Below are 12,102 nucleotides of genomic sequence, written 5' to 3'. Positions count from 1 at the left end.
TTGGAGCATCCTTACTTCAATACAATGTCCAAGTAACTACCCAAGGAAAGTTGGTATATTATGAGGGTGTTATATTTAGTTCCCTTATTTTTTATATGTTGGCTGTCGATGATTGTGTTAGCTTTGGCAGTGTTTCGTCAGCGGCTTAAAGAATACCGGAAACAGATTGTTGTCAGCGCTGTTGTACTGACGCTTATATCCGTTTTTGTCCAAACGACACATTCAGTCATAGGCTTAATTTTGCAGCCTCTTTTTGTTATCTTATGCTTTTACATGATTTTCAGACTTCGTTTTATATACGCTTTGATCGTTAGTGTAGTGGTCTATCTGGTGGATACTACAACGGAACTGGGATTCTTCTTGATGATTAGTCGGCTTACTTCAGAAGATTTTTATAAGATCGCGCAGGAAAGCATGACGATGCCCGTCATTTCTTTGTTCTTGCTGAATTTGTCCGCCGCCTGTATCCTTAAAAAATTCAGACTCGGCTTTTCATTCGTGCCCTTTCATATTAACTGCAAAGACCACATTCACCCCCGCTTTCACAAAGCCATGTTTTTTATCATGAGTACCGGTCTGTTGATCATTACCCTAACCGTATCCTCCATATTTTATTGGAAGGCCGAAACTGCGGTCATTCAATTCTTTTCTGTGCTGCTGTTGATCGGGATCATACGCATTTTTTATGAAAAGGAATTGTCGGATGACTAGGTTCAAAACTCAAATGCGCATTTTTTATGATCAAAACGGATGGTTCTTAAGTCCCGGTTATTTATAAGCCAATCGGCACTGCGAACCTGTTGTTTTTCTTCATTACTTTTTGCACTCCTGTCCTGCGCACAATAGAATCGCACATTATGCGCCTTGATTCCAGTACATAAATCAATATAGGGAGAGATTCAAGTTATCAGCAAAATTCGACATAATTCGCTTGTCACCCTACTTAAAGTGTATTAAACTAAAATACAAGTAAATTTTATACAACAATAATGAACATGGATCAGCATGAGTCTATTTAACTATGTACCAAGTTCTAATTACCCTATAGAATAGAAGACAAGGGAGCCCATTCCAATGAGTTTTGCTATAAAAGTATTTCTTTCCTCCATCGAACTAAGCGCTATGATCGTGCTCTCTCTAACGATGTTTCGTTTTCAGTATTATTACTATTTACATAAGATATACGGTACCGCATTCATCATGTCTTTGATCACGTTTTATTTCAGGGATATCGTCGAGTTAGGCACTTTTGCCGTAATTTCCGCCCTGTCTGCTGAAATCATATTAATCATGATCATTTACAGAATTCCCTTTTTCTACTCTCTTCTTGTCAGTGTAACCGGTTTTATCGCCGGAGTCATTATCGAATCCGCCGTCATGCTTTCCGGCATCAAGCTGGGGTTATTTGACCCGGTACAAATTCAGCAGTCGGTTGCGGTGCTCGGTTCTATACAATTGATTACCGCATTCATCATCAGTTTGATCATCTATCCTCTGCAAAGAAGAAAGATCGGATTCTTGTTTAAAACCAAGTATTTGGCATCCCGCACGGCACTTAAAGGATATAATTTTATCTTGTCGGCTTTTTTAGTTTTGAGCATTGTCCTAGCTCAGCTCGAATTGATCTCTTTTTACAATCATTCTATGAATATTGTAAGTTCTACTTTTATTGCCTTCATCTTTCTGATTGGTATATATGTCGCTTATATTCACAACAAAAAAATCATTAGAGAAACTTATGAAAGGCCTGTGAGAGATGAACTTGATCGATCGCTCAGCAATGAGCATAGCAAAAGCAATCCGAAATAATTATGCCGATGCCGCATCCGAGAAAGTTCTGTTTTATTCGCTCAGTTTATTGATCAATACATCCCTGGCTATTGCTGCGACTTTAATCATCTGTACGTTTACGGGCCGCCTGCCCGAGGCGGTTATAACGATTTTTTCTTTTTTGTTCCTTAGATACTTGAGCGGCGGCGCTCACCTCAGTTCCTCGCTGGGGTGTTGCATCTTTTCCTTGACGATTTTAACTTCCTTGGCCCATATCGATTACGCTTACTTTCATACCGGGTTGATTCTTAATATACTCAGCTTCATAATTTTTTTGATCAAGGCACCGGAAGGGTTGGAAAATATAAGCCGCATCGATCCCAAAAACTACCTTTACTTAAAAATCATATGTTTAATATTTATAGGCAGCAATTTTTACTTTCAATCCTCCCTTTTATCCGCCGTTTTTTTTGCACAGTCCGTTACTTTGACCAAGCCGGGATACTTCTTGTTTAAATTAATGGAAAGGAGGTGGTACAATGAAACTGAAAATGGCAAAAGTAGCTAATAGCGTTGCTGTAGTACTTGCTTCATTCTTTGTTTTCACCAACACCATCATTGCGAATCGTCCGGAAACTCCGCAAGAACTCTTGAAAAAATAAGAACATCGTAGCACTTTAGGGCTGACGGGCCATGGCGCGTCAGCCTCATCCTTTTCCATGGAGCTGAACATTCATGCAGAAAATTCCCGTTACTCGCGATGGCAAAAGGGGTTCCGAGGCACTTGTAGTCGATGCATCCGATGTAATCAAGATCGACCGCATTCGGGACCGCGAAGTCATCGTTCATACCAAAGACGAACAGTACTATTTGGATTTTTCCTTTGACAACTTAGAAGAATGGTTATTCGAGGACGGATTTCGCCAGCTGGACAGCACCAATATCGTGAATATGAATCATGTCGATCGATACGACTCCAAAAAAGGCCTGGTGTATCTGACATCAAACCGGGCAAGCCATATAACCGCATCCGCCGCAAGAATTCACAAAGAACACATCGAGAATGCGATACAGCTAATTAAAACATCCAATTCCGCTTCCGCAGAGCATAATCCTACGCTGCATGAGAAACTGTTCACCAAAATCACAAGCGAAACCAACGATTACCAGCTGCTCCGTTCATATGCTACCATTCGTGCCGTAAATGAACGCAAGCTAGCAGAGCAAAAAATTTTGCACATGGCCTACCATGACTCGTTGACCAACCTGCCTAACCGCACGATGTTCGACGAGAAGCTGAAGGACTATTTTGAAGAAGCGCAGCGCACCGGTTCGATGATGGCGGTTATTTTTCTTGATCTGGACCGCTTTAAAGTCATTAACGATACGCTCGGACATCATATCGGAGATCAGCTGCTTCAAATGCTGGCCCGTAAGCTTCAGGAATATGTTAAAGGCGAAAACATCGTCGCCCGCTTCGGCGGTGACGAATTTATCATTCTTCTTACGGATGTGACTCAAGCGGAAGAAGCTGCGCAGTTTGCCGGAGGAATATCGGATTTGCTCAAGGAACCGTTCGTTATTGAGGACAACGAGCTTTTTGTCACGTCCAGCATCGGCATCAGTATTTACCCGCAGGACGGCACCGAAGTGGAGAGCCTTTTAAAAAATGCGGATATCGCCATGTACCGTTCCAAAGAGAAAGGGGGAAATTCATATCATTATTACCACCCGGATATGAACAAGCGATCCTTGCACCGTTTGAACCTTGAGGTGCATTTGCGCAAAGCCCTGGAGCGCGGAGAGTTTGAAATTTATTATCAACCGATCGTTGATCTTCGCCATGGGTCCGTGATCGGCATGGAGTCTCTCGTCCGTTGGCAGCACCCCGATTGGGGCATGGTATCCCCCACGGAATTTATTCCGCTGGCCGAGGAAACCGGTCTGATCATACCGATCGGCAACTGGATTTTGAAGCAATCGTGCATGCAAAACAAAGAGTGGCAGCAAAAGGGCCTCCCCCCTCTGGTCGTATCTGTCAATATTTCAGCGATACAGTTTCACCAGTCGAATTTTGTGCAGACGGTGATGGATACCCTGCAAGAGTCCGGCTTGGCCCCCGATCGGCTCTGTCTGGAAATCACGGAAAATGTAGCGATGAATAACGTCCCTTACATTATCGAGACCCTGCAAAAGCTGAAGGTGCTCGGCGTACGCCTCTCCATTGATGACTTCGGCACCGGATATTCCTCCTTAAGCTATTTGAAACGGTTCCATGTACATACGCTGAAAATCGACCAATCGTTTATTCGGGATATTTCTTCCGATGAAGACAATGCTGCGATTGTAACGGCCTTGATCGCCATGTCCCGTCAATTAAAGATCAAGTCATTGGCGGAAGGCGTAGAAACCATGGACCAACTTCATTTCCTGATTGCTCAAGGCTGTGACGAGATTCAAGGCAATGTATTCAGTAAGCCGATCCCCGCCAGCGACTTTGAACATTTAATTAAAAATAACAAGCAACTGTATGTAAACATCTGAACCAAGAAAAAAGGCGGTCTGCGGCTGCAACTTTTTTCTTTTTTTTTCGTCAAATTATGGTAGTCCAGCTCATTCGGAAAGGATTTGAACCATGCCTGCTCCTCTATCCCGCAGCTCCCGTTCGTCATCGCGGCCTTCTTACAGCGCGGTTCCCAAGAGAAAAAAAAACGTTAAAAGCCGCAGATTATCCGTTTCGGTAACATTATTTTTCTATACTCTGTTTGTATTGTTTATCTTCGGCTTATTTTTCTTACTATGGTTTTTTCTAACCGAATCAGGCACCAACCTTCGATATTTGATGGCCGATACGCTGATTACAACCCAGCACCGCCACTGGGCCAAATATATTATCGGCAATGATGAGCTGGAAAAGCGGGTTCATCGATACTGGTCGCAATTCGACACCTATTCGGAAGTCCAGGATCAAGGGCTCGTCCATGTGGACGGCACAAGCACTTCCACGATAGAGAAGCAGTCCAAGCCGCCTATTGAGATTGAAGATATTCAAGGTACGAATTTTAAAGGTAAGCTTCTGATTGTCCATGATCCGACGATGCTGCGTATCGCTGTGCCCGGAAAAGCCGGAAAGGGCGAGAAGGTTTCCGATATGGTGCAGCGTCTGGATGCGCTCGCCGGCGTGAATGCGGGGGGCTTTGTAGACCCGGAATGGAAAGGAAACGGCTTCCAGCCTACAGGGCTTGTCATGTCCGGAGGCCAAATCTTTTATAATGACGGCGGCATGAATACGCCAACCCATATCGTCGGTATCGACAAAGAGGGGCGTATGGTAGCAGGTAAATATTCTCCGTCCGAGCTTCTGAAAATGGGCGTACAGGAAGCGGTCACGTTCGCTCCCAGGTTTATCGCAAACGGTGTCGGGCTGATTAAGAGCAAAGCCGACGGCTGGGGCATCGCTCCCAGGACCGCGATGGCCCAAAAGGCCGACGGAACGGTAATGTTCGCCGTTATTGACGGGCGTCAACCCGGACACAGCATCGGCGCCACGCTTTACGACATCCAGAATATTTTTCTAGAGCGCGGTGCAGTCACTGCGGCTAATTTGGACGGCGGCTCATCCTCAGTACTGGTGCTGGGGAATCAGGGAAATCAGGATGCCGCAGTGTCCGCTTCCACCAATAAAACAACCAAGGCCGTCATTGTAAACAAGCCCTCCAGTGAATATGGCGAACGATATTTGCCGACATCCTGGCTTGTTTTCAAGGATCCGAAGAAAGCGAACATTCGCAATATTTGGGAGGGACTGGATCCGAGTAAAATCGACCCGTCCAAGTGGTAAATCCATCTTCAACTATATAACGGAACGGGACTTGGAGTAAAAGCCAAGTCCCGTTGCCTATGTTATGCTTCCTCGCGTTCCGCTGTTGTAGCGGCGACGGAAGCTTCTGCAGCAGCTATGTCGTCCTGCCGTTGAGCGGCTTTATCTTTTTTCCAGGATTTCACTTCTTCCCCTACATGAATCGCCACTTCCTTGGCTTTGCTTGCCCATTCGGAAGTATGCTTTCCGATCGTCTCTACTGTCGTTTGGGACGTTTCCGATACGGCGGAAAAGATTTGCTTCGATTTCTCGGCGACATCCCCCGCCAGCCGCTGTGTCTTCTCACTGACCTGCTGATACCCCTCTGCAATATCGTTTCTTAGTTCACGACCGGACTTGGGTGCCAGCAGCAGCGAGGTTACGGCGCCCAGCACACTGCCGATCACCGCTCCAATGATCAAATCCTTGTTTTTTTTGTTTGCTGTCATCTTCTCTTCACTCCTTGGATTGATTTGATTTCGAAGCTTTCAGTCGATGCCAGAGATGAAGACCGGCTGTCATGAGCTCTACCAAATCCTTAGCGGTGTCGCGGTTGTTAAGGACAGCCCTGCGGGCTTCCGATACCGTATCTTCCACTGCCAATGATACAGCCTTGACGGAACGGGACATCCGGTCCACCGCTTCACCCGTTTCATTCGCAGCAGCAAACCAGAAGTCGACCGTACCCAGCTTTTTCTGCACATCTTCCATCACTTCGGTGGAAACCTTAACCAGCCGCTCCGATTCCTCCGTCGTTCTGCGCACCTGCTCCTGCATAAATTCGAGCTTCATTTCGCTGCGCTTCAGCACCTCTGTTGCCGTTTGTATCAACCTGACAGCGAAAAATAAAAATAGAAGGAATGCGAGCATGCAGAGCAAGAGTCCCCATTGCCACCACATGGCCGTCACCTCCGATCCATCAAGCTTCTGGACGAATGCCTATGAGATACTACAGTATAAGACGCCGGGTGCCATTTTGACACAACAATTGAAAAAAAAGTATGGCAGCAGACCTGTCCGAACGCAAAACAATCATAAGCAGTTCATGACGTCAACCTGGTTGGCAAGAAGAAAAAAGAAGGTATAATGGAGAGAAGTGGATGCGTTTTCTGATTCTCCTGATTACATAAGAAAGCGGTGGACTCATCGATATGAACAGAGAGCAAGGCTTGCAGCGAATTGAAGAGGTCAAAATCATAGCTATCGTACGAGGTGTGGAAGAACAGCACATTGTCGGCGTCGCCGAGGCGCTGTTGGCGGGGGGCATTCCCGTCATGGAGATTACAATGAATACGCCCGGAGCGCTCAGGATGATCGGGAAGCTGCAGGAGCAGTTCGGCGACCGGATGTATATCGGAGCCGGGACCGTATTGGATTTGGACGATGCCCGTCAAGCCCTGGACGCGGGCGCATCCTATTTGGTCACGCCTAATATGGAGGAAGAAGTCATCTCTTATGCGGTCCGCCGTGACGTTCCGATCTTCCCTGGAGCGATGACGCCGACGGAAATCGTCCAAGCATGGAAAGCCGGGGCGACGGCTGTGAAAATTTTTCCGGGGTCCAGCCTTGGCATGGGCTACATTAAAGAGCTGATGGGACCTTTGAATCACATTCCTATGATGGCCGTCGGCGGGGTTAACGAAGACAATATAGTCGAGTTTATCAAAATAGGGTGTTACGGTGTCGGCATCGGCGGCTCGCTTGTCAATTTAAAGGAAATTGCCGCCGGAAATTATGGATGGATTCAGGAAAAGGCATCGCGGTTAACGGCTCGTTTAAGAGGCTGAGCCCGCTTCATCCAAAGAGAACAAAAGCCAACAGCGGCTGCGGCAGTCATAAGCGTTAAACCAAAAAAGGCGGCCTTTAGGCCGCCTTCATCTTCACTTAACCTTTTATGACATCGTGGTCCACGTAGCGTTCACCGTTCAGTTCGCTGATTACGTTAATAGCCACTTTGGCGCCGTCCCCGGCTGTAATGATCGTATGCACACTTACTCCTGCAGCCGTCCCGGCCGCCCAAATACCTGGTACAGCCGTTTTGCCGTCACTGTCCGCTTCAAAGACCGTTTTGATCCGGGGCTCCGTACCCGGCTTGGTGGATACGCCAATCTTTTCCGCGAGTTCGACGGAAACACCCGTGGCAAGAATGACATGCTTCGCCTCGTAGGTTCCGTTTTCCGTTTCCACCTGGAAGACATCACCAGTCTTTTTTACATTTACCGCCTTGGATTGCACCAGTTCTGCGCCAAACTTGGCAGCTTGCTTCTTGCCGATCTCGACGAGATCCGGGCCCGAGATTTCCGTTACCCCGTAGTGGTTCTCAACCCATGCGCGTTTGGTAATGCTCTGATCGTTATCGATAACCACTGTCTTCTTCCCGGCTTTGGCGGTAAAAAGCGCTGCACTGGCTCCGGCTGGTCCTGCTCCGATAATAGCAACATCGTAAGACATGATTTCATTCTCCTTTCCAGTATGTCGGACACGCAAACAGAGAATTGGTCCGCCGCTCCAAAATGTTTACATATGCCAATCTGCTTTGTAACGTAAAAAGTAAATCGTATTCTATTTTATTCTATTATCCTCCAAATTATGGCATATGTCAACTTCTCACCGTTCTCGCTGCCGCTGCCTGCTCTAAAAAAATTTTCACATGCTTTTCGTCGAAAATTTAATATTTTTGTAACATTTTACCCATCAATATACGTTATTATGATAGATAGTGCATATTTTACCTTATCGGGAGGAACTACGGATGTTGTCACCGCGCAAAAAGAAAAAAAACCGAAAAATACTGCGTACCGTCATGCTTACCCTTGGAATTTTCGGTATAGGGGCAGCCAGTTATGCGGGTTATTTAATACATAAAGCTGATAAAGCTCTGGAGCAAATGTCCGTATCCGCCGCAGGCGCACATCAGTCAGCCGCTGTTGAAAGCAGCGCGCAGCTGAAACCGATGAGCTTTCTGCTGATCGGTGTGGATAACCGAAGCGGCAGCGGAGGAAGCATGAATAGCGACGTGATGATGCTGGTCTCGCTCAATCCTGAGACGCGTTCAGCCACCATGGTTTCCATCCCTCGCGACTTGCAGCTAAAGCCAAGAGAATTCGGACTGTCCTCGCAAAAAGCCAACTATTATTACGCTTACTATTATAATAAGGACCGCGAAACGGCCCTCGCCCATACCAAAAAATTCTTTAGCGGCATGTTTGACGTTCCGATCGATTATATAGCGGTGATCGATTTTGACGGGTTCCGCCAGGTGATTGACGAGCTTAACGGAATTACAATTGATGTCGACATGGATATGCGTTATGTAGATAACTTCGACGGTACGAACATCAATCTGTCCAAAGGGCTGCAAACACTCAACGGCAAGGAAACGCTTGATTTCCTGCGTTACCGCAAGTCCAACCGGGGCACGCAGGAATCCTCCGACATTGCCCGAAACGAACGGCAGCAGAAGGTCTTGTCTACGCTGCTTGATAAGATGACCTCGTTTACCGGAATCACCCAATGGGGAGGATTGCTCGACATTGCCGGCAAAAATGTGCAAACCGATATTCCGCCTGACCAGCTGCGCAAATTCATCCTGTCCTTTCAGAAGCTGAAGCCCGATCATATCGAATCGATTCCTTTGGATGGGCGATGGGATAGCCCCTATATTGTGCCCAAAGAAGAGGATCTTAGTGCCGCCATCGCCGCGCTTCGGACGCAGCTGGGCCTACCATCGGAAAGCAGCACGGTTACAGGCGCGACCTATAGCGTACTTTCAAAGCGCTTCGGTATAGACCCATCCGTCACCGACCTCCGGGACAAAAACATAACCCAGACACATTACAGGACTTCCCGATAAAGGAGGTCCTGTCAGCCATACGATCAAGCGTTCACACGGATTACAGATGTCTCCTGAAGATTTGGGTGGCTGCCAGAGATGGCGCAGCATCATCCATTTCTTCATCATATTCCTCGTCATCCGGATGAACGATTTGCTCATTTAATATTTCCGCCGCTTCACCTTCCGTCAGTTGTCTGCCGAACTGCAGCTCCAGCCGGCTTTTTTGTTCGTTCTCCATGCTTTTCCCTCCGCCTCAGTATAGGGATTATTTTTTTCTAATCCGCCGCTTTTTATGAAAATAGCAAAAAACCATCTTCAGCCGTATTACGGTTTACGGTTTCTGAAGATGGTTTATTTAGGTTGTATAACGTAAGCGCACTTGCTGCCTCCCTTGGCCAGACATTCCATTCGCTCCACTCTGGCTTCTTTGCCAAGCAAGCTTTTGAACATCTCCAGCTCACAACTGCACGCATGATTGTATTGGTTAGCCACCTGCGAGATGGGGCAATTATGCTCGTTCAGCAGAAAGGACCCGTCTTCTTTCCGTTCCAGCTCCACCATGTAGCCGTTCGCATTCTGAATGTCCGAGAGCTCCAGTACCCGGTCCACCAGGGATTTACCTTCCATCCGATTCTCATATCGTCGGATCAGGCGCTGCTTCCGGCGTTCGAACAGCAGGTTCACCTTATCTTCCCCCAAAGCGGATTCCAGCTCTTCCAACAAATCCAACGTGAGATGCTGGTACTTCTTCGGAAACAAGTCTTCTGCATGCTCTGTCAGCGAATACTGATTCATGGGTCTTCCCATCGCTTGCCGAACCAGCTCCGATGCGATGAGGTTATCTCGTTCCAGCGTGTTCAAATGACGCCGTACGGCCATTTCCGTAATGCCCAGCTCTCTGGTTATCTCGCTGACGCTCAGCGGTCCCTTGGTTTTAAGCATGGTTAAAATCATTTTTCTCGTGGATACGTCCGCCCCGTGGTTCATCCGGTCTCACCGTCCTTCTTGTTAGCCGAGCGCCGCTTGTTCATGCCGCTGCCGGGTTATGTCGCCGTCTGAATACAACACATTGTAAACGAAAATAATCCATAAGTAAATGAATGTGCTCAAAGTTATAAGAACCGGATATGAAAAACGAGAACGGATTTACAGAACAGGATTCACGTCTTTTACCCGTTGCAGCACCGCCTACAGCATTTCCTTACGAATGAAAGCCGGAACCGCTTCGGCGAATGCTTCGAGTGCTGCCGGGAGCCTGCCGATCATGGGATGCAATCCTTTGTGCCTGACCGCAGTGTAATCCTGTGTTAACGGTCGGCGCAGCAGAACCAGCTCCTTTAGCGTTGCAGCCGTGTCCTGGTCAAAGACGCCTTCATCGCCTAAAATGTCGATAATGTCCTCGTAGCTGCTTGCATCGCGCATCATAAACGCATCAATGAGCAGACTGCCTACATCCGTTACCGTCTCGATAGCCAGATGAAGCGTCCGCTCTTGGGCAAAATGAAGGAGAAGCGGTTTTTCCTTAGCCTCCCCCTGTACATCTTCCGGCCAGGCTTCTCTTAATTCGGTGCAAGCCTGCAGCAGCGTAGGCACAAATGACAAGCGCAGATCGATTTGTTCCTGGTTGACATAATACATGTGGTTATCTCCGTTTCTTATTTCTCCGTTTAGACCATATCAGGATTGCAGGGAATGAAACAAACAACAGAACGATAAGCACGACGGCCTGCATCAAATATTCGTAGCTCATCTTTATTCGTTCTCCCTGGAGGGCGCACCTTCGCGCGAATAGGCCCAATGATTCGTCGGTCCGTGTCCTCCGCCAATCCCCAGTTCATGGCGGATCGCCAGCGTAATGAAGCGCTTGGCCGTATGCGCGGCTTCCAGGAGCGGCTTCCCTTTTGCAAGCTCGGCACATATCGCTGCGGAGAAGGTGCAGCCTGTCCCGTGCGTATGGCGCGTCTCATAACGTTCCCCCGTCAGCAGGTGGAAGCTTTCTCCGTCATAGAGCACATCGGTAGGATCGCCGCTGCGATGACCGCCCTTCACGATGGCTGCCGAAGCGCCAAACTCCTTCACTATACGTACAGCCGCCTGCTTCATGTCCTCCAGCGACGACACGGTCATCCCCGTGATGACCTCCGCTTCCGGAATATTCGGCGTTACGACGGCTGCCAGCGGCAGCAGCTTTTGCCGCAGCGCGTCCTGGGCGTTCTCGGCAAGGAGGCGGGCACCGCCTTTGGAAACCATCACAGGATCTACCACCAGCCGCCGCAGACCGGCTTTACGAATACAGTCCGCCACAAGCTCAATGACCTCCGGCTGCGAAAGCATGCCTGTTTTGGCCGCATCGGCTCCGAGATCCGATAAGACCGCCTGAATCTGCTTTTCGATGCCTTCGAGCGGGATATCGTATATTCCATGCACACCCAATGTATTCTGTGCCGTGACGGCCGTGATGGCGGACATTCCGAACACGTCCAGCATTTGAAACGTTTTGAGATCGGCTTGAATCCCCGCACCGCCGCCGCTATCCGAACCGGCGATGGTCAGAGCTTTAGATATGACCATTCCTACAATCTCCTTATTCAATAAGATAATACGCAGTGTCTAGAATTTACCTCAGTTTAAGTTTAGT

15 protein-coding genes are annotated in these 12,102 nt (G+C 47.9%); 8 read left to right on the top strand and 7 right to left on the bottom strand.

Going from position 1 to position 12,102, the window contains the following annotated elements:
* The first annotated feature begins 273 nt into the window (after positions 1–273).
* The 6 genes from BLT35_RS10235 to BLT35_RS10215 all read left to right on the top strand — a co-directional run bounded on the left by BLT35_RS10235 (position 274) and on the right by BLT35_RS10215 (position 5,611).
* Complete coding sequence (locus BLT35_RS10235) at positions 274–711, top strand: hypothetical protein (protein ID WP_175471977.1); 438 nt, start codon at positions 274–276, stop codon at positions 709–711.
* 363 nt (positions 712–1,074) lie between these two features.
* On the top strand, positions 1,075–1,809 hold the full coding sequence (locus BLT35_RS10230) for a hypothetical protein (RefSeq protein WP_054819071.1): 735 nt from the start codon (positions 1,075–1,077) through the stop codon (positions 1,807–1,809).
* Entirely contained in the window at positions 1,757–2,338 is a 582-nt protein-coding gene (locus BLT35_RS10225; protein ID WP_082660644.1) for an accessory gene regulator ArgB-like protein, read from the top strand. Before BLT35_RS10230 ends, BLT35_RS10225 begins: the two co-directional genes overlap by 53 nt.
* Positions 2,310–2,432: a cyclic lactone autoinducer peptide gene (locus BLT35_RS26465; protein WP_137669923.1), complete on the top strand. Its 123-nt coding sequence runs from the start codon at positions 2,310–2,312 to the stop codon at positions 2,430–2,432. The genes BLT35_RS10225 and BLT35_RS26465 overlap by 29 nt, the downstream gene beginning before the upstream one ends.
* 73 nt (positions 2,433–2,505) lie before the next feature.
* Positions 2,506–4,314 (top strand): putative bifunctional diguanylate cyclase/phosphodiesterase, encoded by a 1,809-nt coding sequence (locus BLT35_RS10220; RefSeq protein WP_062407076.1) that lies wholly within the window; start codon positions 2,506–2,508, stop codon positions 4,312–4,314.
* A 91-nt stretch (positions 4,315–4,405) separates the two neighbouring features.
* Positions 4,406–5,611: a phosphodiester glycosidase family protein gene (locus BLT35_RS10215; RefSeq protein ID WP_074727830.1), complete on the top strand. Its 1,206-nt coding sequence runs from the start codon at positions 4,406–4,408 to the stop codon at positions 5,609–5,611.
* A gap of 62 nt (positions 5,612–5,673) precedes the next feature.
* On the opposite strand, the gene BLT35_RS10210 is transcribed toward BLT35_RS10215, so the two are convergent.
* Both BLT35_RS10210 and BLT35_RS10205 read right to left on the bottom strand, forming a co-directional pair.
* Positions 5,674–6,078, bottom strand: coding sequence for a YtxH domain-containing protein (locus tag BLT35_RS10210; protein WP_054819069.1), 405 nt, complete (start codon positions 6,076–6,078; stop codon positions 5,674–5,676).
* 7 nt (positions 6,079–6,085) lie between these two features.
* Positions 6,086–6,529 (bottom strand): DUF948 domain-containing protein, encoded by a 444-nt coding sequence (locus BLT35_RS10205; RefSeq protein ID WP_062407071.1) that lies wholly within the window; start codon positions 6,527–6,529, stop codon positions 6,086–6,088.
* A gap of 251 nt (positions 6,530–6,780) precedes the next feature.
* On the opposite strand from BLT35_RS10205, the gene BLT35_RS10200 reads away from it, so the two are divergent.
* Positions 6,781–7,416, top strand: a complete 636-nt coding sequence (locus tag BLT35_RS10200; protein ID WP_074727827.1) for a bifunctional 4-hydroxy-2-oxoglutarate aldolase/2-dehydro-3-deoxy-phosphogluconate aldolase — start codon at positions 6,781–6,783, stop codon at positions 7,414–7,416.
* Positions 7,417–7,513: 97 nt separating this feature from the next.
* On the opposite strand, the gene BLT35_RS10195 is transcribed toward BLT35_RS10200, so the two are convergent.
* Positions 7,514–8,080: an FAD-dependent oxidoreductase gene (locus tag BLT35_RS10195; protein WP_062407067.1), complete on the bottom strand. Its 567-nt coding sequence runs from the start codon at positions 8,078–8,080 to the stop codon at positions 7,514–7,516.
* A gap of 301 nt (positions 8,081–8,381) precedes the next feature.
* On the opposite strand from BLT35_RS10195, the gene BLT35_RS10190 reads away from it, so the two are divergent.
* The gene (locus BLT35_RS10190) at positions 8,382–9,482 is read left to right on the top strand and encodes an LCP family protein (RefSeq protein ID WP_082660642.1); all 1,101 of its coding nucleotides are present in this window, start codon (positions 8,382–8,384) and stop codon (positions 9,480–9,482) included.
* Positions 9,483–9,522: 40 nt separating this feature from the next.
* On the opposite strand, the gene BLT35_RS10185 is transcribed toward BLT35_RS10190, so the two are convergent.
* From BLT35_RS10185 to thiD, 4 genes are all read right to left on the bottom strand, one after another.
* Complete coding sequence (locus tag BLT35_RS10185; protein ID WP_054819064.1) at positions 9,523–9,702, bottom strand: hypothetical protein; 180 nt, start codon at positions 9,700–9,702, stop codon at positions 9,523–9,525.
* A 113-nt stretch (positions 9,703–9,815) separates the two neighbouring features.
* Positions 9,816–10,451, bottom strand: a complete 636-nt coding sequence (locus BLT35_RS10180; RefSeq protein ID WP_074727825.1) for a helix-turn-helix transcriptional regulator — start codon at positions 10,449–10,451, stop codon at positions 9,816–9,818.
* 201 nt (positions 10,452–10,652) lie between these two features.
* Complete coding sequence (locus BLT35_RS10175; RefSeq protein ID WP_074727823.1) at positions 10,653–11,102, bottom strand: DUF86 domain-containing protein; 450 nt, start codon at positions 11,100–11,102, stop codon at positions 10,653–10,655.
* A 114-nt stretch (positions 11,103–11,216) separates the two neighbouring features.
* Complete coding sequence (gene thiD / locus BLT35_RS10170; protein WP_074727821.1) at positions 11,217–12,035, bottom strand: bifunctional hydroxymethylpyrimidine kinase/phosphomethylpyrimidine kinase; 819 nt, start codon at positions 12,033–12,035, stop codon at positions 11,217–11,219.
* Positions 12,036–12,102 lie beyond the last annotated feature (67 nt).

Origin of the sequence: Paenibacillus naphthalenovorans (assembly GCF_900099895.1) — a bacterium.
Classification (GTDB): Bacteria; Bacillota; Bacilli; order Paenibacillales; family NBRC-103111; genus Paenibacillus_G; species Paenibacillus_G naphthalenovorans.
This window is presented reverse-complemented; position numbering and strand designations above follow the sequence as displayed.